The following is a 21,304-nucleotide window of genomic DNA, read 5'->3' as shown; positions in this document are numbered from 1 at the left end:
TCACACCGGCGACGGGGGACGGCCCCCTCCCGTATGAGTGCCGGTGCCCGCCGGGCCGGCCGGCCCGTCCCGCGGCGGCTGCCCCGGCGCCCCGGGAGCGTCCCCCGGCTGCGGGACCTCCAGCGCTTCGCGGGCGCCGAGCCGGCGGAAGACCTCGTACGCCTCCTGTTCGCACGCGCGCGCCGTCGCGGTCCGGCCCTCGGCCCGTGCGGCGCGGGCCAGGTCCCGCAGGGTGCGGGCCCGCCACAGCGGCAGCTGCAGCTTGTCCCACAGTCCGAGGGACTGGCCCAGGATCTCGGTCGCCGTCTCCCCGTCGGACGCGGCGAGATGCCACTCGCCCATGGTGCGCAGGACGAGGGCCTCGCCGAACATGTCCTGACGCCCCCGGGTGATCTCCAGACACCGGTCGAGCCGCCGCCGGGGCTCGGCCAGCCGGCCCTGCCGGAACTCGACCTTGGCCAGCGACAGGCTCGCGTACATGACGCCGAAGGCGTCGTCCGTCTCCTCGAAGAGGGCGAGGGAGCGCAGCAGCAGGGCCTCCGCAGCCGGAAGGTCGCCCCGCGCCCGGTGGCACAGGCCCAGGGAGCGCAGGGCGAGCGCCTCGCCGTGCCGGTCCCGGGCGGTGACGTACAGGCGGTGGGCGCGGGAGATCGCCTCCCACGCCTCCTCGTCGCGGCCCTGCTCCCGGTGGACGAACCCGATGCCGTACAGCACGTGGGCCATGGACGGGCCGTCCTCCGGCTCCCGGTACTGTTCGAGCGCCGAGGTCAGCAGGTGCAGCGCCTCGTCGAAGCGGGCCTGTTCGCGGCGGGCCGCGCCCATGCCGGCCCGCGCGTCCGCGCATCCGGTGCGCACCGAGCGTTCCTCGAACAGATCCAGTGCCAGGGCGAAGAAGGCGTACGCCTCGTCGAAGCGGTCCTGTTCCAGCCGGAGTTGGCCCAGGCCGTTCAGCAGCCAGGCCTCGCCCTCGACGTCCCCGCCCCGGCGGACCGCCGCCAGGGCCACGTCGTGGGAACGGGACCAGGCGTCGAACCGGTTGTAGAGCGCCGCGGAGGCGGCCATGAGGGTGGCGGCGAGTTCGCGGGCGGCGTCGAACATTCCGTGGTCCGCGCAGTGGATGACGGCGGCCAGCAGGCACGGCTGCTCGGCGGCGAACCACGCGGCCGGCTCGTCCGCCGGGCGGGCCGGCCCGCCCGGGTCCCCTGCCGGCCCGTCCCCGACCCGCCGCGCCCCGCCCGCGGCGGTGCCGGGCAGCAGCCGTGACGCGCCGCCCGGGCCGTGGGCCGCCGCGGTCCGGGCCATGTCGAGCCAGCGGTCGACCAGTCTGCGGACGGCCGTCTCCCGTTCCTCCCGGGCCTCGTCGGCCAGGCAGCGCTCCCGGGCGTACTCGCGCGCCAGGTCGTGGATCCGGTAGCGCGTCCGGCCCGTCTCGTCGGTGCCCACGACCTCCACGAAGTGGCAGTCCACGAGTTGTTCCACCGCGTCCTCGGCGTCGTCCTCGCCCACGTCCAGGAGCGGTCCGGCCACCCACGCGGCGAAGTCGGGCAGATCCATCAGGGCCAGGCGGCGCAGGGCCCGCTGCTCCTGCCGGTCCAGGTCCGCGTAGCCCATTCCGAGGCTCGCGCGCACTTCCAGGTCGCCCGCCTGCAGTTCGTCCAGCCGACGGCGCTCGTCCCGCAGGCGCGACACGAGCCGGGCCGGTGTCCAGTGGGGGCGGGCGGCCAGGCGGGCTCCGGCGATGCGGACGGCGAGCGGGAGCCGGCCGCACAGCGCGACGATCTCGGCGGCCCGCTCGGGTTCCAGCGCGGGCCGGGCCGGACCGGCGACGCGAGCCAGCAGGTCCAGCGCCTCCGTCTCGGCCGGCACCCCCAGGTCGAGGTGGGCGGCGCCCTCCAGCGCGACGAGCCGGCGGCGGGCGGTGATCAGCACGGCCGAGCCGCCGCCCGGCGGGAGCAGCGGGCGCAGCAGCGCCTCGCTGACAGCGTTGTCGAGGACGAGCAGGACCCGGCGGCGCGCAATGTGCGTGCGGTACAACCCGAGGAGGTCCTCCTCGTCGCGCGCCGGGGTCTCGGGGTCCACCCCGAGGGCGCGCAGCAGTCTGGCCAGGGCGTCGGCGGTCCGTACCGGCTCGGAGTCCGAGGCCCGCAGGTCCACGAAGAGCTGTCCGTCGGGGAAGAGTGCGGCGGTGCGGTGGCCGACGTGGACGGCCAGTGCGGTCTTGCCGGTGCCCGACCGTCCGGAGATCACTCCGATGGGCGGCGCGGTGCGCAGCGGGTTGCGCACCTCCTCCAGCAGGGCGGTGGCCCAGGCCGTCTGTTCGACCCGACCCATGAAGTCGGCGGCGTCCGGCGGGAGTTGAGTGGGCACCGGATGGCCGGCGAGCTCGTGGGACCGTTCGGCGGGGCGCGCCGCCGGCAGGCCCGCACCGGTGGCCGGCCCGTCCTCGCCCGGGCGCTGCGCCGCCACCTCCGGTGCGGGTACGGGCCGCTCGCCGGCGAGGGCGGCTCTTCGGGCGGCCGGTGGCCCCAGCACCGTCGTGTCCGACCGCAGCAGGGCCTGGTGCAGCGCGCGCAGTTCCGGGCCGGGGTCCGCGCCCAGTTCACTGCGGAGCAGCCGGCGGCCCTCGTCGTAGCAGCGCAGCGCGTCGGGCATCCGGCCGGTGCGGAACAGGGCGGTCATCAGCTGGCCGCGCGGACGCTCCCTGAGCGGGTGGGCGGCGACGTGGGCGACGAGTTCGGAGACGAGATCCGTACGACGGTCCAGGTCCAGTTCGGCGGAGAAGCGGAACTCCTGTGCCTCCAGGCGGAGTTCCGTCAGGCGCATGGCCTCGACACGGGCGAAGGACTGGCCGAGCCCCTCCAGGGCGTCCCGGCCGCGCCACAGGCGCGACGCCGCCTGCAGGATCTCGACGGCCTCCTCGGCCCGGCCCTCGACGGCAGCCCTCCGGCCGGCCGCGAACGCCTTCTCGAAGCAGCGGACGTCCACGGCGGCGGGCGGGAACTCGGCGACGTAGCCCGGGGAGCGGGTGCGGATGGCCTCCGCACCCTCCGTACCGGCCAGGGCCCGGCGCAGTGCGGAGACGTGCGACGCGACGAGCGCCCGCGCCGTGGCGGGCGGCTCCTCCTCCCAGACCAGATCGACCAGCCGCTCGGCGGACAGCACCTCACCCAGGTGCACGACGAGAGCCGCGAGGATCGCGGTCGGTTTGGCACCCTTCAGCGCGATCCGGTGACCGCCGCTCAGCACCTCGACCGGACCCAGAAGGCAAACGTCCACCGTGTCACCCGATTTCACGTTCCGCAGTCGGGGACAACGTGTCGGCCCCCCAATGAGCTGCACGCCCCACAGCGGACCCCCGGTTTCACGGATCACCGATGCGGGGCGCAGGCTGGCCGAAACCATCGGCTCGGCCGGTGCGGATGGCCCGTTCCCGTTCCCCTTCCCGGCGTTGCAGGGATTGCAGGCGCTCTGCAGAGGATCTGCATCGATCCTGCAGCGCCCGCCCCGACGCTGTGAGCGTGACGGACATCATCCTCCTCTCGGACCCCCGGGTCGCCGCCACGCGTGTCACCGACAACGGTGAACCCCTGGTCGACGCCAGGGAGTTCGGCGCACTGCGCGTCGACCCGCGGCAGACCGACCACGACGGCTCGTACGCCCATCTCCGGGCCGACGTGCTGCGCCGGCTCCTGCTCGCCCAGGAGGCACTCCCCCCGGGCATCCGCCTGCTGATGGTGGAGGGCTTCCGGCCGCCCGCCCTGCAGCGCCGCTACTTCGACGCGTACGCGTCGACCCTGCGCACGGCGCATCCGGACGCCGGACCGGACCGGATCCGCGAGCTGGCCAGCGCGTACATCTCGCCCCCGGAGGTCGCCCCGCACGTCAGCGGCGGTGCGGTCGATCTGACGCTGTGCACCGACGACGGCGGCGAGCTGCCGCTCGGTACGGAGGTCAACGCGACCCCCGAGGAGAGCGCGGGCGCGTGCCGGACGGGTGCGCTCAACGTCGGTGCCGACGCCCGCGCCAACCGGGCGGCGATGGGCCGGGCCATGACGGCCGCGGGGTTCGTCAACTACCCGACCGAGTGGTGGCACTGGTCGTACGGGGACCGGTACTGGGCACTCCTGACCCGGGCGTCGGCGGCCAAGTACGGACCCGCCTCCCTGAGCCCCACCACAGCCTGAGACAGCCGGACCCCGGGGGAACACCATGGACAACACCCGCACCGCGGCGGCGACCACGCCGCCCGAGGCCTGCGAAGCCACGACGCCGAGCACCAGCACGAGCACCGGCGCGAGCGCCGGCGCGACGGCCTTCGCCGACCACATGACCGCCGCCGAGTTCGACGAGGCGTTCACCGCCGTGATGCCGAGGCTGCGGCGCCGGCTGCTGGCCCTGACCGGCAATCCCCACGACGCCGACGACCTCCTGCAGGAGACGTACCTGAGGCTCTCCCGCCGGGCACGCGCCAGCACCCTGACGCGCCAGCAGCAGCCGTACGCCTACACCTGCGCGGCGGCGCTGAACCTCCAGCGCGACCTGTGGCGGCACCCCTCGCGCCAGGAACGCTGCACCGACCGGCTGCCCGAACGCGGCTGGGACGGCGGCTTCGCCGGCAGGGAGGCCGAGGCGGTGACGGCCGCGCTGCTGCGCGGGCTGTCCCCCAAGGAGGCGGCGGCCGTGATCCTGGTCGACATCGAGGGCCTGACCCACGACATGGCGGGGGAACGCCTCGGCGCACACCGCGGCACGGTGCAGCGCAACCGCATGCGCGGGCTCGCCAAGATCCGTGCCGCGCTGGCCGCATAGCGGCCGGGCGCCGCCGACCCGTACAGCACCACAGCACCACAGCAGTCCAGCACCCGCGCACAGCGCACCGACCACCCGAGGGGGACCCATGCACCGCGCCCACCGCACGCTCGCGACGGCAGGAGCACTGCTGCTCGCCACCGCCCTGGCCTGTACCGGTACGGCGACGGCGGCCACCTCGCCGGTCTCCGCGGCCGCCGCGACCGCCGCCGACTGCCGTCCCCTGGCGGACGCACCCGCCCAGGCGCAGGCGATCGTCAACGCCGCGTGCTCACAGATCGGGGTGCCGTACTCGTGGGGCGGCGGCTCGATCCACGGGCCGACCTACGGCCAGGACTATCCCGGCGGCGGCCCCGGCGCCCACGACAGCCGGGTGAGGGGCTTCGACTGCTCGCACCTGGTGCAGTACGCGGCCTGGCAGGGCGCGGGCATCGCCCTGCCCGAGGGAACGTGGAACCAGGCCCGGTGGAGCGGCGCCACCGCCCGCTTCGACCGCGCGCAGGGGACCGCTCCGCTGCAACCGGGCGACCTGCTGCTGTGGGGGTCGGACCCGGCCAACCTCGGCAGCGTCCACCACATCGCCGTCTACCTCGGCAACGGCAGGATGGTCGAGGCCCGGGAGTCCGGGACGCTCGTGAAGGTCAGCGACGTACGGCTGGACTCCCAGTACGCGGGCGCCCTGCGCATCGCCGGCGGCGAGCAACCGCCCGCGCAGACCAAGCGGTTCATGACCTGGGGCACCCAGGTGGGCTTGCGTCCCGAGCCCGGAACCCGGAAGCCGGCCGTTTCCCGGCTGCCCGGCCCCACGGCCGTGGACGTGCAGTGCCAGGCACGCGGGGAGACGGTCACCGCCGAGGGCTACACCAACGACGCCTGGTCGTACCTGCCCAAGTACAAGGCATGGATCTCGAACATCTACATCAACGACCCGGCGGCCTGGCTGCCCGGGGTTCCCACCTGCTGACCCACCCCCTCCCTCCGCTTCTCACGCCACTCAGTTCGCTCACATCGCTCACAGAGGAGACTCCGCCATGCGCGCACTCCAGCGCACCAAGTCCATCGGCCTGCTCGTCGCCGCGGTCACCGCGGCCGGGCTGGTCCCGCTCGCGGCCGGCCAGGCCGCCGCCGCGCCCGCCAAGGCCGCCGGCTACGCCGGTTCCTGCCCGACGGCCGGCACGGTGACCCAGGGCTGGCACTCCGGCCACGACGGCGTCGACATCGCCAACAACCGCGGTACGCCGATCCACTCCACCGGGCCCGGCACCGTCATCGTCTCCGGCACGGCCAGCGGCTACGGCCAGTGGATCCGCATCAAGCACGACGACGGCACCGTCACCGAGTACGGCCACATGTACGAGCGCCTCGTCTCCGTGAACCAGCGGGTGAGCAGCGGGCAGCTGATCGCGCGCATGGGCTCCGAGGGCCAGTCCACCGGACCGCACCTGCACTTCGAGGCGCACTCCTCCACGGCCAGCACCCGGGGCATGGACCCGGTCGCCTACCTGGCCGAGCGCGGCGTGAGCCTGCCGTGCACCCCGGGCAGCGGCACCCCCGGTACGAACTTCAGCACCTGGGGCACCTCGGTGCGGGTGCGCGCCGACGCCCGGCTGAACGCGGCGGTCGTGCGCACCCTGACCGGGCCGACGCCGGTCTACGTGCAGTGCCAGAAGAAGGGCGACTCGGTCACCGCCGAGGGCTACACCAACGACGCCTGGTCCTACATCCCGGCGCTCGGCGGCTACATCTCCAACATCTACATCGACCACCCGGCCGCCTGGCTGCCGGGCGTGGCCACATGCTGACCGGCGCGTCCGCCGGCAGGAAGGGCGCCGCGGCGGTGGCCCTCGCCACGGCGCTGCTCCTCTCCCCCGGCCTCACCTCGTCGGCGCAGGCCGCCGACTCGGCGCCCTGCACGCCCGACCGGAACTACCCGGGCACGTTCCTGTGCCCGATCTGGGGCTCGGGCGTCAACCTGCGCACCGCCCCCGATCCGCAGGCCCCGGTCAGCTCGACATCGCCCGACGGCGGCGTCCTCAGGGTGCAGTGCCAGGTCAGGGGCGGCCGTGCGACCTACGGCGACTACTGGCACACCTGGTGGGTCAAGACCCCGGCGGTGGGCATGGCCAAGTCCGCCTACATGAGCGAGATCTTCCTCGTCGGCGGCGGCAACGACGAGCCCGACTCGGGCCTGCCGACCTGCTGACCGGCGGTCCGCACCCGCACCCGCACCCGCACCCGCACCGACCGGATGCCCCCGGGACCACGACCGGTCCCGGGGGCATCCGCCTCCACTTCCCTCTCGCCTTCTCTCCCCACCGATTTCGAGGACGCCCATGATGACCTTGAGCACCACACGGAGCGCCGTACGGGCGGGCGTGCTGACCACCGCCCTCGCCGCACTCCTGTGCACCACCGCGACCGCCGTCTCCGCGGCCTCCGCCGACGAGTCCGGCTCGGCGCGCCCGGCGTCGGTCCAGGCCGAGGTGCCCGCCGGGGTGACGGCGGGCGTTGCCGTCTTCGACCGCCAGACCGGCGCCTTCACCGAACAGCTCAACACCGCGGCCCCGTTCAGGTCCGCGTCGGTGGTGAAGCTGCTGATCGCCCTGGACGTACTGTGGAACCGCAGCCCCGAAGCCCTGTCGGCCGCCGACCGGGCCCGGATCGACACCATGCTGCGCGGCAGCGACGACACGGCCGCGAGCACGTTCTGGTCCGCCAACGGCTCGGGGGCGATCGTCGACCGGATGGTCACCCGGCTCGGCCTGACGGACACCGCCCGGCCTCCGGCCACCCACCCCGGCTACTGGGGCTACACGGCCCTCTCGGCCCGTGACACCGTGAAGATCTACCGCCACCTGCTGGACTCCGCCCCGGCGGCGACGCGCGACTACCTCCTCGGCAACCTGCGGCAGTCCACCCGCTGCGCCACCGATGGCTACGACCAGCACTTCGGCATCGCAGGCTCCTTCAACCGCCCCTGGGCCGTCAAGCAGGGCTGGTCGGGCTTCAGTTCGGGCGGCTGCACGGCACCGACCGCGAAGGCGGCGGCCGCCGCGGGCGAACCGGAGGGAGCGGCTGCCCCGGCGCCGGCGGGCGCCGACGCCGTGGACCTCTCCCGTCCGGCGCTGCACTCGACGGGTGTGGTGGGTGCGGGCGACCGTTCGATCGTGGCGGTCTTCACCCTGCACCCCGGCGGAACGTCCTACGGCAAGGCCTACACGGACATCGGCCGGCTGACCCGGTCGCTGAACGTCCCCGGAGCCTCCCGCCCCGCCGGCACCTGGGTCGGCACCTGGGGCAGTGGTGTCCGGGTCCGCACCCAGACGACGACCGCCTCGGGCGCGATGACCACGCTGCCCGCCGGAGTCGAGGTCCTGGTCGACTGCCAGAAGCGCGGCCAGCAGGTCAGCCAGCCGCCCTACCTCAACGACTGGTGGGCCCACCTGCCGCAGTACGGCGGCTACATGACCAACATCTATCTCAGCTCGCCCGAGAACCAGGTGCCCGGAGTGCCGGTCTGCTGACATCACCCGCGCGCCCTACACGCGGGTGATGTCGACGAGGCCGTGGAGGGCGGACAGGGCCAGGGCCAGGAAGAAGTCGCCCCAGACGAGCTCGTGGCGGACCGCCAGTCCCTTCCCCGCGTCGTAGCAGCCGTCCAGCAGCATTCCGGGCGGGCGGGCTCCGTCGCCGCCGGTCAGGTACGACCGGATCAGGTGGCCGAGGATCTCCTCGGCCCGGAGCGCGTACTGCTCCGCGCGGGGGCCGGGTGTCCGGGCCAGTTTCAGCAGGGCCACCGCCGTGATCGCCGCGGCCGAGGTGTCGGCGGGACCGTCCGGGTGGGCGGTGTCGGCCGGCGGGACCGGCGGGCCGGTCAGTACCCCGCCGCGCGTGACCAGCAGGGCGGCCGCCTCGGTGAGGCGGGTGGGGTCACCTGTGGGGATCGCCGGCCGGAGCAGGGCGTCGGCGACCGCGAGGAGCAGCCATGCCTGTCCCCGGCTCCAGCCGGGCGGCGGGTCCTCGCGGGGCCGCCATCGCCCGGTGGCCGTCTCGAAGTCCAGCGCCGGCCGGAACCAGGGGCCGTCCGCCCCGTCACCGGGCCGGCCGAGGCAGAGGTCCAGGTGCCGGTGGAGGTGGGCGGCCGCCGCGGCCGCCCCCTCCGGTCCGGCGCCCGCGAGGAGCGGCACGGTGCCGGGTACGGCGTCCACGCGGGCGAGCAGCCGGGGCCCGCCCAGGGCGTCGCCCCAGGGCAGGATCCCGAGTACCGGGTCGCAGGCCGACAGGCAGGCCCCCGCCGCCCGGGCGCGGAGCGCGGCGGCTTCGGCGTCGTCTCCGGCCGCGGCGGTCCCGTACCAGAAGATGAGGCCGCGGGTGGCGGTGTCGGCCGCGGCCCAGGGCTCGAGACGGGCCGTGCACGCGGCGGCGGCCCGCCGGTCGGGCCCGGCTCCGGTGTACCGCGCCCGCAGCCACAGCAGCCCGGCCCAGAAGCCCCCGGTCCACGAACCGCGGCCGGTCGTGGTCCACCGTCCGTCGGCAGGGTCGGCGTACAGCGGGAAGCGCGCGCCCACCTCGGCCGCGGTCACCGCCACCCGCTCCATGACCGCCGCCAGCGCCCGGCCGGTGTCGGCGCTCATGCCGCGCCTTCGCGCCGGTCCCGTACCGCCCAGAGGAAGGCGACGACGGCCGCCGCCGCGAACTCGGCCGCCACCAGGAGCCAGCCCGGTCCGTACCGCCCGCTCTGCGCGAGCAGTCCGAACAGTGGCGGGCCCAGCGCGAATCCGGCGAAGAACCCGGCCGCGACCAGCGCGGAGTCCTGGCCGGCCCGGCCGGGGGCGGCCCGCTGGAGGACCAGCACCATCGAGACGGCGTTGCCGGAGACGGCGAACACCCCGACGGCGACGGCGCCGACCCACACCAGCGGGCCCGCCACGAGGGCGGCCGCCAGCAGGCCCGCCGCGCCCAGCGCCCCGCAGGCGAGCCGGCCCGGAAGCCATTCGGCGCGCCCGGGGCGGGCCGCCTTGGCCCAGCCCACCCGGCCGGCGATCCCGGCCACTCCCAGGACGGCGACCAGGGCGGCCGCCGCCGTGGGTCCCATGCCCAGGCGCTGCGCCCCGAAGAGGGCGAGATAGGTGTTCACGGAGGCGATGCCGGCACCGAGGAACAGCGAGAACGCGGCGAGCCAGGCCACCATCCCGCGCGGGACGAGTTCCGTACGGGCGCCGCCCGCCGGCGGCGGCGGGTCCGCGGGCAGGACCCGCAGGGCCCACAGACCGGTGAGCAGGGCGGCCGCGGCGCCCGTCCAGACCGCGCCCCGCCAGCCGATCCCGCCCGCGAGGGCGGCGAGCGGCGCTCCGGCCGCGAAGGCGCCCAGCTGCACGCCGGACTGCTTGAGTCCGGTGACGGCGCCCCGCCGGGCGGGCGGCACGGCGCGCAGCACGGCCTTGTTGGTGGCCGGGTTGGCGAGCGCCTGGGGTACGCCGCCCAGCGCGACGGCGCCCAGCAGCAGTCCGGCACCGGGGGCGGAGCCGATCAGGGCGAGCGCCGCCGCGGAGAGGAGGAGCAGGAGGACGAGCGAGCGACGGGGGCCGATCCGGTCCACGATCCGCCCGCCCGCCGGGGACAGGGCGGCGGCGGTTCCGAAGCCGATCGTGGTGGTCAGTCCCAACAGGGCCGGTGAGACGCCCAGTTCCGTCACGAGCCGCGGACCGAGCGCGCCGAGCAGGAACAGTTGCAGCATCGAGAACGCCATGGCACAGGTGAGGAGCGCCGTCAGCCGACGCCCCGCACCGCCGTCCTTCTCCGCCGGCGATGCCGTCGCCGTTCCCTCCGACGCCACAAAGTCTCCCTTCCCGGGACGTTGAACCGCTCGATCGACCGGGTAGTCAGTCGGATGGAACGGCGGGTCGGTTCCCGCCGTTGCGCTGTGCCCTGCACCACACGAGGCAGGCGGCCCGGCTGTGACATGGTGGGGCTGCGGAATCTTGTCCGGAAGTGCGCACCCTGATGTGCGGCTCGGGAGGCCGGTGCGAGGATGAGCCCCGCCATGGAGCCGGTCCGCTGTTTACGCGCCCTTCGGGCTGCGGTGTTCGCAGCCCTCTGCGTGCTGCTCGCGGCGATCGGACACGTGCTCATGTCGGGTGCCTCGGTGCCCTGGTGGGCGTTGTCCGCCGGGTTCGCGGCGGCCGCGGGGGCGGCCTGGTCCCTCGCGGGGCGGGAACGCGGGATCCTCGGCGTCACGGGGGCCGCCGTCTGCGTGCAGGCGGTGCTCCACTCGGCCTTCTCCCTGGCCCAGTCCCTGGCCGAACCGGCCCTGCCGGCCCTGTCCGCCGCGACCGCGGGTACGGGTGGGGGCGCACCCGGGGCGGCTGTTCACGCCCATCACGCCGCCACGCACGCGATGGCGGACGCCGCGTCCGTGCCGGCCGCCGCGCACATGGCGGGTGGCGGACACGGGGCCTCGGCCGTGCCCATGGCGTTCATGTCACCGGCCGGGATGCTGATCGCCCACCTGCTGGCCGCCGTACTGTGCGGTCTGTGGCTCGCGCACGGCGAGCGTGCCCTCTTCCGTGTGCTGCGCGCCGTGGCCGCCCGGCTGCGGGCCCCGCTGCGCCTGCTGCTGCGCCCGGTCCCGGTCGCGCACCGGCCGCGCCCGAGGGTGCGCCGGCCGCGCCGGACGCGCGCGCCGCGGCAGCTGTTCCTCGTCCACGCCATCACCTCGCGGGGTCCGCCGACGGCGGCCGCTGTCCTGTGACGACAGCCGGTCGACCGAGCCGCATCGGCATCCGCGTCCGTGTCCGCGCCCGCGTCCGCTCTCGCGCACGCCTCGCACGGACCTGACGCACCCGACGCACCCGACGCACCTCGTGCACCGCGGGTGTCTCGTGGGTGCCGCGCCTCGGGCCCTCGGCGCTGCCCTCCGGCAGGCCGTGCCCTCACCGGTCCCGCCCTCGCGCGGTGCCGGACTCCCCTTGTACATAAGGACCTTTGGCGATGACTCCTGCCCTGACGACCCCCCAGTCCTGTACCGCCGGCGAGCGCTCCGGCCGGCACACCGAGGCCTCCGACGCGGCGGTGACCCGGCTGGCGCTCGACGCCCGTGACGGCGACCGGGCGAAGACGGACCGCTTCGTGCGGGCCCTCCACCGCGACGTGTGGCGCTACGTGGCCTACCTGAGCGCCGACCCGCAGGCGGCCGACGACCTCACCCAGGACGTGTTCCTGCGGGCGCTCGCGAGCCTCCCCCGGTTCGAGGGCCGCTCCTCCGCGCGTACCTGGCTGCTGTCCATAGCCCGGCGCACGGTCGTGGACAGCCTGCGCCACGCCGCCGCCCGGCCGAGACTGTCCGACCGCTGCGACTGGCAGACGGCCGCCGAGCAGGCCCAGCCGTACGGCGTACCGGGCTTCGAGGACGGCATCGCCCTGGCGGAACTGCTGGCCGCGATCCCGTCCGAACGCCGGGAGGCCTTCGTCCTCACGCAGTTGCTGGGACTGCCCTACGCGGAGGCGGCCGAGGCAGTCGGCTGCCCGATCGGCACGGTCCGCTCCCGCGTGGCCCGGGCGCGCACCTCCCTGATCGCGCTCCTGACGGACACCCACGCGCCCGCGCCGGAGCCGCAGGCCCCGGCCGCCGCGCCGGCCGAGCGGGCCCAGCGGGGGACGCGCGAGGAGGTGCTCGCGGCGTCGCCCGCCTGATCCGGGGCAACGCCCCGCCCAGGGGCGGCGGCGCGCCCGGCCCGTGGCCCGCCGCCCCGTGGAGCGGCGGGCCACGGCGTCAGGGGCGGGCCGCGAGGGCCTCGACCTCGAACAGCACGTCCGGCGTGGCCAGGCACGCGACGCCGATGAGCGTCTGCGTGGGCGGCTTCGCGCCCCACCGTTCCCGCACGGCGGCGGCGATCGGCCCGAGCTTGGAGACGTCGTGCCCGACCACGTACGTCCTGAGCCCGACGACGTGGCCGAGGTCGAGCCCGTGCGCGGCGAGGGCGACGCCGACGTTGCGGAACGCCTGCTCCACCTGCTCGGAGAAGCCGGCCGAGACGACCGCGCCGTCCGGACCGGATCCGTACTGGCCGGAGACGAGGACGAGTTCCGACCCCGCGGGGACGGTGACGGTGTGGCTGTAACCGAACGGGGTCGGATCGTGCAGACCGTCGGGGTTGACGATGGTGCGGGCCATGGCGGCCACCTCTCCTGTGCCGGGGACTGTGTCGCGTCGAAGCCTCGCAACCCATCACGACACCGTGTGTCGTGTATTCGGTAGCGTTGTGCGGTGCGCGCCGATCGTCTGGTCTCCCTGGTCCTGCTGCTGCGGCAGCACGGCCGGCTGTCCGCGCCCACGCTGGCGCGCGAGCTGGAGGTGTCCACCCGGACCGTGCTGCGCGACATCGACGCCCTGTCCGCGGCCGGTGTCCCGGTCTACGCCGAGCGCGGCCGGCACGGCGGTTTCACCCTGCTGCCGGGCTTTCGCACGGAGCTCACGGGGCTGAACCACGACGAGGCGCTCGCCCTGCTCGTCGCCGGATCGCGGCGCGGCGCGCAGGCGTTCGGCCTCGGTTCGGCGCTCGCTTCGGCCATGCGCAAGGTGGTCGACGCACTGCCCGAGGGCCAGCGGGCCACCGCGGCCGGCGCGGCGCGGCGCCTGCTGATCGACCCGGAGACCGACCTGCTCGCGCGCCGGCGGGTCACCGAGGAACTGCCGGACGCCGTGGTGGCCGAGGTCCGGCGGGCGGTGTTCGCCGGACACCGGCTGCGCATCCGCTACGCGGCCGCCGGCCGGGACCCCGAGTGGCGCACGGTGGACCCGATCGGCCTGGTCACCGTGGGCGGGCAGGGCTACTTGCTGGCCGTGCGCGACGGCGCCGACCGCACCTACCGGCTGTCCCGGGTCGTGGCCGCCGAGGAGCTCGCCGAGCCGGCGCGGCGGCCGGAGGGCGTCGATCTGGACGTGGCGTGGCAGGAGCGCAGCAGGCGGTTCCGGGCCGGCGGCGACCAGGTGGCCGTGGCGGTGCGGGTGGACCCGGCGCGGCGGGCGGACCTGCTGGGCAGTGCGGTGGCCGTCCTGGCCGAGGAGGCCGAGGAGCCCGACGCGGAGGGCCGGCTGCTGCTGGAGGTCACCTTCCAGGATCCCCGGCACGCCGAGTGGGCGCTGTGGCAGCTCGCCGCGAGCGCGGAGGTGCTGGCCCCGCAGTGGCTGCGCGACTCCCTGCACGACCGCGCGGCGGCCGTCGCCGCCCGCTACGCCGTACGGCCCGCGCAGCAGAGGCCGTCCGCGTAGAACACCCCTGGGGAGGGGGGCGGAACGCGGCAAGATATCAGCCTTTCCAGGAATCGCCGGAGTGTTTATCCGATGGTGATGTCCTCCGGCGGGGGCGTCACGCCTGGCACTACCGTCCCGTGACACCCCCGGGAATGCGGGTGTTGCACCGCACGACGCTTGCGGGACCTCCCTGCCCCGCCACCTCCCGGCCCCACGGAGCAAGGAGGCACATTGCTGTCATTGCGGCGGAGAAACACGCGAGGCTGGTCGACGGCGACCCGGTACTCGATCGCGAGCGCCGTCGTCATCACCGCGCTCGCGCTGACCCTGATCGCCCTGCTGGTCCCCGTGGACAAGTTCGGCAGCCGGGCCAATGCCGCCACTGCGGCGGCCCCGGCGCCGGCCGACGACGACGGTCTGGGAACGGTGAGTACGGCGTTCGGGCCGCTGACCGCCGCGGACCGCGACTTCGTCCGCAAGGTCCGACTCGCCGGGCTGTGGGAGCTGCCCGCCGGGCGGCAGGCCCAGCAGCGCGGTTCGCGGCCTGCCATCCGTACGGCCGGGGACCACCTCGTCGACGGCCACACCGAGCTGGACCGACAGGTCATCCAGGTCGGCCAGGCCCTCGGCATCGACCTGCCCAACCAGCCGTCAGCGCAGCAGCAGGACTGGCTGGGCCAGATGAGCCGCGCCAAGGGAGAAGAGTACGAACGGCTGTTCGCCCAGCTGTTGCGCCGAGCGCACGGAAAGGTCTTCTCCCTGGTGGCCGCCATCCGGAACCAGACCCGCAATTCCATGGTGCGAGCCCTCGCCACGTCCGCCAACGCCACGGTCCTGGACCACATCACGGTCCTGGAGGACACCGGGCTGGTCGACTTCGACGGGCTCTCCGACAATGTCCCACCGACGAAGTGAAGTGATCGCATGAGTCCAAAGGGCCACAAGCGCGCCCGATTGTCGACCAAGCTCATAGGGGCGGTCTCCGCGCTCGTGCTGGGCGGCGGCGGCGTCGCCGTCATCGCCGGCAACGCTTCCGCGGGTCAGGACGACAATCGCAAGTCGCAGTTGACGACCACCATCGACTGCCCCGACGTGGGCGAGAAGCTCACGGCCGTGCCCGAGCAGGCCAAGGCCGAGGTCGACGAGAACCTGGCCAAGCTGGACGACCAGGTGGCCGACGCCTACCGGCGGCTCGCCTCCGGCCAGGCGCAGGGCGACGCACTCCTCGGTGAGCTCAAGCAGAAGCGCGAACAGACCATCAAGGGCGTGTCCGACGCGATCGACCGGGCGGGCGACCCCCCGAAGGAGATCGCCGCGCTGAGCTCCTGCCAGATGAAGAAGGCCTCCGCCGAGGAGGACGGCGGCGGCGGAGCGGCGGCGCTGGCCTCCGACGCCAAGTCCTCCGCGGCCGGCAAGAAGGGTGCTCCGGCGAAGAACGACTTCGTGAACATCACCAAGGTCCGCCCGAACGTCCGCGCGCCCAGGGCGCAGAACAACGCCTCCAAGGGCTCCTTCAGCGTGAACTGCGGCCGCAACGAGAACGGCCACTTCAACCCCGACAACGTCATCGTCGCGCCCGGCGTGTCCAACGGCGCGCACCACATGCACGACTACGTGGGCAACGTGTCCACGGACGCCTTCTCCACCAACGACAGCCTTGCCAGGGCCGGCACCACCTGCGGCAACGGGGACCAGTCCACGTACTACTGGCCCGTGCTGCGCCTGCGGGACGGCAAGGCGGAGCGGGACGCGCAGGCCCCCGGCGGCGGTCAGGACGGCAACGTCGGCACGATCCTGAAGCCCAAGCAGGTCACGATCACCTTCAAGGGCAGCCCCGAGGGCAAGGTCAAGGCCATGCCCCGCTTCCTGCGGATCATCACGGGTGACGCCAAGGCGCTCACCAACGGCACGGCCAACGCCAACGCCTCCTGGAGCTGCACCGGGTTCGAGGACCGCCAGCTGAAGGACAAGTACCCGATCTGCCCCAAGGGCAGTGACGTGGTGCGCACCTTCTCGTTCCAGAGCTGCTGGGACGGCCGCAACACCGACAGCGCCAACCACCGCACGCACGTGGCGTTCGCGGACCGCAACGGGCGCTGCCAGAAGGGCTTCACCGCCATCCCGCAGCTGGTGCAGCGCATCGTGTACGGGGTGCAGCCGGGTTCCCGCATCGCGGTGGACAGCTTCCCCGAGCAGCTGCACAAGCCGGTGACCGACCACGGAGACTTCATCAACGTGATGTCGAACGGCCTGATGAACAAGGCCGTGAGCTGCATCAACGAGGGGCGCAACTGCCGCTGACGCGCGCGGCGGTTCTCTCCCCCCTTCCGCCCCCGGGGCGGGCGCTCCCCCTTCCTCACCCTGCGCCCGCCCCGGGAAAGGTGTTGGTCCGAAGCCCCTTCGGACCAACACCGCTTTCGTGTTTCCGCCCGCGGGCGGCGCACACCGGTCCGCCTGCTCCCGGGGCCGGCCCGTGCGTCCGCCTTCGGGCGTCGTCGTGCGTCCGGCCCCGGGCGCGGCCCTCCCCGCCGCCACCGGGGCCCGTCCCGTCGCCCGTCCGGCCACCTGGGCCCCGTCGGCCGGACGTACCCGGCGCGCCGCGGTCCCTCGGGGCCGCGGCGCCGGTACGTCCGGCCCGACCACCGGGCCCGGGGCGGGCGGCACCCGGTGGTCGGGCCGGCGGCGGTCCCCCGGGCGGTGTGCGCGGGCACGGCACACGAAGGCCCGGCCCGGCCCCGTGGGGACGGGGCCGGGCCGGGCCGGTGTGGTTCGGGGTGTCGTTCGGGGGTGTGTTCAGAAGGGGGTCAGTGGGTCACGGGGGTTCAGAGGCTCTGAGGGGGTCGGGGGTCAGGGGTCGTTCAGGGGCTTCGAGGGGGGTCAGAGTCCGTTGACGCGGGCCATGCGGCCGACGACGACGGGGGTGAAGTCCGCCTGGATCACGCGGGCCGTCCTGCGGGTCACGCGCGAGTGCTGGCGCCGCACCTGGGCCATCAGACGGCGGCTGCGCAGGGCCATCTCCAGCTCGAACCGGGTCCGCGGGTCACGCAGGCCGGTTCCGAAGAGCTTCTCCAGCTGGCGCATGCGGTACCGCACGGTCTGCGGGTGCACGCTGAGGGCCTTGGCGGCCTCGGGGGCGCCGCCTCCCTCGAGCCAGGCGAGCAGGGTCACTTCCAGCCGCTCGCTCTGGCGCGGGGTCAGGTCCGCCAGGGGGCGCAGCCATCGGGCGGCCAGGGCGTGGGCCAGGGGTTCGTCCTGGAGCAGGAGCAGGGTCGAGAGGTGGTCGTCGACGAAGACGGGCCTGGGTTCGATGCCCGGCCGGCTGGGGGTCAGACCGGCCAGGCGCAGTGCCCAGCGCAGGGAGGACGCCGTGTCCCGGATCGGGACGGCGTGTCCCACGGCCGCGAAGCGGCCGCGCAGCAGGTGCTCCAGTGGTCCGCGGACCTCCGGGTCAGGGCTCGGGACCAGCAGGCACGGCCGGCCCGCGAACTTCCCGACGAGGGCGTCCTCCAGGGCGCCCGCCAGCTGCTGCGCCTCGCCGGGCGTGGCCGGCACAATGGCCCGTACGGCCAGCGGGAGGGGCCATCCGGCCGCCTCGGCGAGCTCGGTGAGGGAGCTGTCCGACGCGACGCGGTCGTCGGTGAGGGTCCTGAACAGCTCCTGGCGGGCGCGTTCGCCCGGGCGGACGCCTTCACCCGTCTCCTCCTCGGTCTCCTCCCGGGTGGCCACCCTGACACGTTTGAGGGCCGGTTCGCGGATCCCGTCGCGGGACCCGGGGCGGACCTCCTCGCGGACGTCCTCGCGCAGGCCCTCGTGCGTGATCTCGCACTCGTTCGTGTATGTCGCCTCCTTGCTGCGGGTCTTGCCGCGGCCCACGGCCGCGAGCTCGGGCGCGGCGCCTGTTCCGGCCTCGGTTTCGACCTGGTTCTCCGCCTGGTCCTGGTACTCGTCCGGTGCTTGTTCCCGGGTTCGCTCCTGGTAGCCGAGTGTGGTGAGGAGTGCCTCTTCCACCTTCTGCCGGAGCAACTCTGCATCAATGGCATCGTTGTCATCGATAAGTGCGGAAAATTCCGGAATTCCATGCAGAAGCTCCTCCACTATCTCGGCGGCCAGTGCGGGAAGTTCCCTGCGCAGGACGCGCGTCCACTCGCCTCGGGGGCGGGACCAGATGCGGTTCAGAAGTTCGCACATCGTTTTCCTCGTTCGTGCCGGGGTGAGGCTTGCCCGGGGAAGAGCGGCAAGCCGGCCGAGGTTGCCCCCCGCGTCAACATCGTTGCTCGACGCGGGAGTTGCGGCCCTCGTACTCCCTCCTGGAGAGGTCCGACCACCTACAGTCCCGGGACTTTGCGTTCTTTTTACTGTCCGGGACGCGTAGGCGGCGGGCGGCGCGGTGGCCTGTCGCAACCTCCGCTGGAGGGGAATCTTCCGGTGTTGTTCGATGCGCCGGAGACGCGCTGCGAGAAATTATCACGTTTCGATAAATCCTGTGGAGCTGATGTGACGCTCCACGATGCTGCTGCACTCCGGCCCCAAGTTCCCTCGGCCGGCGCGGAGTTTTACAGCGCGGCCGGGCAGAGACGACAACGAACCCCGGGTTCCGAGCGCCAGGTGGAGTGCTCGGAGCCCAGGCGCACAGGAGACCTGGATGCCCTTGCCCCAGCCGCACATGCCTCGCCCGCACAGGGCCCGCCGTAAAAGCCGACACGCGGCATCGGCTCCGGCAGCAGGACGGAGGGCCGTCCGGCGGCCCTCCCTCCTGCCGACGCCCGGACGGATGAGTCCGGGCGCCATCAGCGCCGTCGGCGCGGCCATCGTCTCCGTCACCGTGGCCGCCCGCGCGGGCGCCTTCTCCCAGCTCTGGGACTTCCTCGACTTCGGGGCGGGCGTGCTCTCGCTCGTCTCGCTCACCTCCACCGTCCTGTGGGGGCTGATCTCCACCGACCGGCTGGTGCTGAAATCGGGTCACCGGCTGCTCGCCCAGGGCGTGCACCGCGGCCTGGCCGTGTCCGGGCTCGGTTTCCTGGCCCTGCACATATGGGTCAAGATCGCGAAGCAGCGGACGAGCGCGTCCGCGGCGCTGGTGCCGTTCACGGACGTCTCCCAGCCCGTGCTGATCGGGCTCGGCAGCCTCGCCGGGTACCTCTTTGTCGCGGTCGCCGTCTCCGGCGCGGTGCGCAGCGTGTTCGCCGCCAAGGGCCGCTCCCTGTGGTGGCGGGCCTTGCACTTCGCCGCCTATCCGGCCTGGGGCGCCTCCCTGGTGCACGGGCTGAAGGCGGGCCGGGCCGCCGACCTCTACGTCACGGTGGCGTACGCGCTGTGCCTGCTCGGCGTCGCCGGCATGCTCGCCTTCCGGCTCAGGGCCAGGATGAGCGAGTCGCCGACGAGGCCCCCCGGCACGGCGAGCACGCAGCAGCTGCCCGTCGTGGCCGCCGTCCCCCGCCAGCGGCGGGAACCCCGCGCGCGGGCGGCCGGATCACGGGCCTCGGGCTCGCGGGCGGCCGGCTCGCGGGCAGCGGGCTCACGGGAGAAGTTCACCGGACCCGCCGCTCCACCCACGGACGACCAACCCGCACTCACGGCCGTGTACGCGACCGACCCGACCGGCGCCTACCTGGACGCCGGCCTCGGCATGGGCGGCGCCACCGCCGTGGACGGGGACCAGTTCGCCACCCGTGAGTGGCGGCTGTGAGCGGCTACCCGCGCCCCAGCCTCGGCTGCGTGGGCGCTCCCAGACTGCTGGCCGGGCTCGACCAGGCCCCCCGGCTCGACCGCGTCGCGCATCTGACGACGCACGGCCAACTGCCGCGCTACCGCCCGGACGAGCTCGTCGACCTCGCCGAGAACATCGACCTGCGGGGGCGGGGCGGGGCCGGCTTCCCCTTCGCCCGCAAGCTGCGCGCCGTGATGCGGGCGGCCGAGGGTCGCGACACCGGGACCGCGGTCGTCGTCAACGCCAGTGAGGGCGAACCCAGTTGCCTCAAGGACAAGGCCCTGCTGCTGCACGTCCCGCACCTGGTGCTCGACGGGGCCCTGCTGGCGGCCGCCGCGGTCGGCGCCGATGACGTCGTCATCGGCGTCACCCGGCCCGATGTGGAGCAGTCGCTGCGGGCCGCCGTCGCCGAGCGCGGCCCCGCCGGCCGCCAGGTACGGGTGCAGGCCCTGCCCGAACGCTTCGTGACCGGAGAGAGCACCTCCATGGTCAACGGTCTCAACGGTGGGCCGACCCTGCCGTCGGGACAGAAGGTGCGCACCAGTGAGCGGGGGCTGGGCGGCATGCCCACCCTGTTCTCGAACACCGAGACCTACGCCCAGCTCGCCGTGGCGGCACGCCTCGGCGCACTGGACTACCGCTCCGTCGGCCTGCCGTCGGAGCCCGGCACCGTGATGCTGACCATCGCCGGCTCCACGGTCGTCGAGGCGCCCCTGGGGACCTCGCTGGCCTACGTACTGGAGCTGTGCGGACTGGATCCGGGTCAGGGCGTACTGGTGGGCGGCTACCACGGCAAGTGGCTGGATCCGGGGTCCGCGCGCATCGCGGACCTGTCCCGCGGGTCCCTCGCGGCCTTCGACGCGGTGCTGGGGGCGGGGGCGGTGCTGCCCCTGCCGGAGGACACCTGCCCGGCCGGCGAGGTGGCTCGGGTGACCCGGTGGATGGCGGACGAGACGGCCGGCCAGTGCGGCCCCTGCTTCCGGGGACTGCCCGCACTGGCCGACGTGGTGGAGGACGCGGTCCGGGGCGGCGGCAGAACCGCTCTGGAAACCATCGAGGCCCGGATGAAGGTGGTGCGCCGCCGCGGTGCGTGCAGCCATCCCGACGGCACCGCGGCCTTCGTGGACTCGGCGCTCGCCGCGTTCCCGGACGAGTTCCGCGACCACGCCCTGGGCAGCGGCTGCGGCCGGCGCGTGGTGGGGGCGCTGCCCCTGCCGGCGGACGAGACCCCGGAGGAGAGGCTGGTGGTGGACTGGACCCTGTGCAGGGGGCACGGGCTCTGCGTGGACATCCTCCCCGACGTCGTACGGCTCGACGCGGACGGCTACCCGTCCCAGGCGTCCATGCCCGTGCCCGCGCAGTTCCGGCAGAAGGCGCAGCGCGCGGTACGGCGCTGCCCGGCGCTCGCGCTGCGCATCCAGGACTGAACCAACTCCCCCGGGTTCAATGTTGGCGCGATCTGACAAATTCCCAGGGAGATTGACATTCTCCGTCAGCGGCCCCGTAGAAATTACCCAGGGCACGAGAACGCGAAT

At 74.2% G+C, this 21,304-nt stretch carries 18 protein-coding genes; 13 read left to right on the top strand and 5 right to left on the bottom strand.

The features are described from left to right. On the bottom strand, positions 1-3,276 hold the full coding sequence (locus AB0O53_RS00210) for an AfsR/SARP family transcriptional regulator (RefSeq protein WP_350991785.1): 3,276 nt from the start codon (positions 3,274-3,276) through the stop codon (positions 1-3). 242 nt (positions 3,277-3,518) lie between these two features. Between AB0O53_RS00210 and AB0O53_RS00205 the strand changes: the two genes are divergently transcribed. From AB0O53_RS00205 to AB0O53_RS00180, 6 genes are all read left to right on the top strand, one after another. Beyond that, positions 3,519-4,184, top strand: a complete 666-nt coding sequence (locus tag AB0O53_RS00205) for a M15 family metallopeptidase (RefSeq protein ID WP_350991783.1) — start codon at positions 3,519-3,521, stop codon at positions 4,182-4,184. Positions 4,185-4,326: 142 nt separating this feature from the next. Further along, positions 4,327-4,809, top strand: coding sequence for an RNA polymerase sigma factor (locus AB0O53_RS00200; RefSeq protein WP_359120240.1), 483 nt, complete (start codon positions 4,327-4,329; stop codon positions 4,807-4,809). A gap of 88 nt (positions 4,810-4,897) precedes the next feature. Beyond that, the gene (locus AB0O53_RS00195; protein ID WP_365192337.1) at positions 4,898-5,773 is read left to right on the top strand and encodes an NlpC/P60 family protein; all 876 of its coding nucleotides are present in this window, start codon (positions 4,898-4,900) and stop codon (positions 5,771-5,773) included. Positions 5,774-5,840: 67 nt separating this feature from the next. Beyond that, on the top strand, positions 5,841-6,611 hold the full coding sequence (locus AB0O53_RS00190) for a M23 family metallopeptidase (RefSeq protein ID WP_350991777.1): 771 nt from the start codon (positions 5,841-5,843) through the stop codon (positions 6,609-6,611). Beyond that, the gene (locus AB0O53_RS00185) at positions 6,605-7,012 is read left to right on the top strand and encodes a hypothetical protein (protein WP_350991775.1); all 408 of its coding nucleotides are present in this window, start codon (positions 6,605-6,607) and stop codon (positions 7,010-7,012) included. Before AB0O53_RS00190 ends, AB0O53_RS00185 begins: the two co-directional genes overlap by 7 nt. 133 nt (positions 7,013-7,145) lie before the next feature. Next, on the top strand, positions 7,146-8,333 hold the full coding sequence (locus tag AB0O53_RS00180) for a serine hydrolase (protein ID WP_365193114.1): 1,188 nt from the start codon (positions 7,146-7,148) through the stop codon (positions 8,331-8,333). A gap of 15 nt (positions 8,334-8,348) precedes the next feature. Here AB0O53_RS00180 and AB0O53_RS00175 read toward each other — a convergent pair whose 3' ends face one another. Continuing rightward, positions 8,349-9,443, bottom strand: coding sequence for a sugar ABC transporter permease (locus AB0O53_RS00175; protein ID WP_365192335.1), 1,095 nt, complete (start codon positions 9,441-9,443; stop codon positions 8,349-8,351). Continuing rightward, positions 9,440-10,645: an MFS transporter gene (locus tag AB0O53_RS00170; protein ID WP_350991772.1), complete on the bottom strand. Its 1,206-nt coding sequence runs from the start codon at positions 10,643-10,645 to the stop codon at positions 9,440-9,442. Before AB0O53_RS00170 ends, AB0O53_RS00175 begins: the two co-directional genes overlap by 4 nt. Before the next feature lie 195 nt (positions 10,646-10,840). On the opposite strand from AB0O53_RS00170, the gene AB0O53_RS00165 reads away from it, so the two are divergent. Together AB0O53_RS00165 and AB0O53_RS00160 are read left to right on the top strand one after the other, a co-directional pair. Further along, positions 10,841-11,560 carry a hypothetical protein gene (locus AB0O53_RS00165; RefSeq protein WP_365192333.1) on the top strand — a complete coding sequence of 240 codons (720 nt, stop codon included), beginning with the start codon at positions 10,841-10,843 and terminating at the stop codon, positions 11,558-11,560. Between the two features lie 239 nt (positions 11,561-11,799). Next, a complete protein-coding gene (locus AB0O53_RS00160) occupies positions 11,800-12,501 on the top strand; it encodes a sigma-70 family RNA polymerase sigma factor (protein ID WP_350991768.1) in 702 nt (233 codons plus the stop codon). Positions 12,502-12,580: 79 nt separating this feature from the next. Here AB0O53_RS00160 and AB0O53_RS00155 read toward each other — a convergent pair whose 3' ends face one another. Then, entirely contained in the window at positions 12,581-12,982 is a 402-nt protein-coding gene (locus AB0O53_RS00155) for a RidA family protein (RefSeq protein ID WP_350991766.1), read from the bottom strand. A 93-nt stretch (positions 12,983-13,075) separates the two neighbouring features. On the opposite strand from AB0O53_RS00155, the gene AB0O53_RS00150 reads away from it, so the two are divergent. From AB0O53_RS00150 to AB0O53_RS00140, 3 genes are all read left to right on the top strand, one after another. Continuing rightward, a complete protein-coding gene (locus AB0O53_RS00150; protein ID WP_350991765.1) occupies positions 13,076-14,080 on the top strand; it encodes a helix-turn-helix transcriptional regulator in 1,005 nt (334 codons plus the stop codon). Positions 14,081-14,302: 222 nt separating this feature from the next. Further along, the gene (locus AB0O53_RS00145) at positions 14,303-14,977 is read left to right on the top strand and encodes a DUF4142 domain-containing protein (RefSeq protein WP_350991764.1); all 675 of its coding nucleotides are present in this window, start codon (positions 14,303-14,305) and stop codon (positions 14,975-14,977) included. A gap of 9 nt (positions 14,978-14,986) precedes the next feature. Then, positions 14,987-16,363 (top strand): DUF1996 domain-containing protein, encoded by a 1,377-nt coding sequence (locus AB0O53_RS00140; RefSeq protein ID WP_350991763.1) that lies wholly within the window; start codon positions 14,987-14,989, stop codon positions 16,361-16,363. A 576-nt stretch (positions 16,364-16,939) separates the two neighbouring features. Here AB0O53_RS00140 and AB0O53_RS00135 read toward each other — a convergent pair. Next, positions 16,940-18,085 carry a PucR family transcriptional regulator gene (locus AB0O53_RS00135; RefSeq protein WP_350991761.1) on the bottom strand — a complete coding sequence of 382 codons (1,146 nt, stop codon included), beginning with the start codon at positions 18,083-18,085 and terminating at the stop codon, positions 16,940-16,942. Between the two features lie 748 nt (positions 18,086-18,833). On the opposite strand from AB0O53_RS00135, the gene AB0O53_RS00130 reads away from it, so the two are divergent. Together AB0O53_RS00130 and AB0O53_RS00125 are read left to right on the top strand one after the other, a co-directional pair. Beyond that, complete coding sequence (locus AB0O53_RS00130) at positions 18,834-19,748, top strand: hypothetical protein (RefSeq protein ID WP_350991759.1); 915 nt, start codon at positions 18,834-18,836, stop codon at positions 19,746-19,748. A gap of 29 nt (positions 19,749-19,777) precedes the next feature. Continuing rightward, a complete protein-coding gene (locus tag AB0O53_RS00125; RefSeq protein WP_365192329.1) occupies positions 19,778-21,196 on the top strand; it encodes an NADH-ubiquinone oxidoreductase-F iron-sulfur binding region domain-containing protein in 1,419 nt (472 codons plus the stop codon). Positions 21,197-21,304 lie beyond the last annotated feature (108 nt).

Source organism: Streptomyces erythrochromogenes, from assembly GCF_040684695.1.
GTDB classification, from domain to species: domain Bacteria; phylum Actinomycetota; class Actinomycetes; order Streptomycetales; family Streptomycetaceae; genus Streptomyces; species Streptomyces erythrochromogenes_C.
This window is presented reverse-complemented; position numbering and strand designations above follow the sequence as displayed.

Coding starts and splice junctions, on each gene's coding strand:
- AB0O53_RS00200 (WP_359120240.1), top strand. CDS start 4,327: ATGACCGCCGCCGAGTTCGACGAGGCGTTCACCGCCGTGATGCCGAGG.
- AB0O53_RS00155 (WP_350991766.1), bottom strand. CDS start 12,982: ATGGCCCGCACCATCGTCAACCCCGACGGTCTGCACGATCCGACCCCG.
- AB0O53_RS00130 (WP_350991759.1), top strand. CDS start 18,834: ATGAGTCCGGGCGCCATCAGCGCCGTCGGCGCGGCCATCGTCTCCGTC.
- AB0O53_RS00165 (WP_365192333.1), top strand. CDS start 10,841: ATGAGCCCCGCCATGGAGCCGGTCCGCTGTTTACGCGCCCTTCGGGCT.
- AB0O53_RS00195 (WP_365192337.1), top strand. CDS start 4,898: ATGCACCGCGCCCACCGCACGCTCGCGACGGCAGGAGCACTGCTGCTC.
- AB0O53_RS00175 (WP_365192335.1), bottom strand. CDS start 9,443: ATGAGCGCCGACACCGGCCGGGCGCTGGCGGCGGTCATGGAGCGGGTG.
- AB0O53_RS00185 (WP_350991775.1), top strand. CDS start 6,605: ATGCTGACCGGCGCGTCCGCCGGCAGGAAGGGCGCCGCGGCGGTGGCC.
- AB0O53_RS00180 (WP_365193114.1), top strand. CDS start 7,146: ATGACCTTGAGCACCACACGGAGCGCCGTACGGGCGGGCGTGCTGACC.
- AB0O53_RS00190 (WP_350991777.1), top strand. CDS start 5,841: ATGCGCGCACTCCAGCGCACCAAGTCCATCGGCCTGCTCGTCGCCGCG.
- AB0O53_RS00160 (WP_350991768.1), top strand. CDS start 11,800: ATGACTCCTGCCCTGACGACCCCCCAGTCCTGTACCGCCGGCGAGCGC.
- AB0O53_RS00140 (WP_350991763.1), top strand. CDS start 14,987: ATGAGTCCAAAGGGCCACAAGCGCGCCCGATTGTCGACCAAGCTCATA.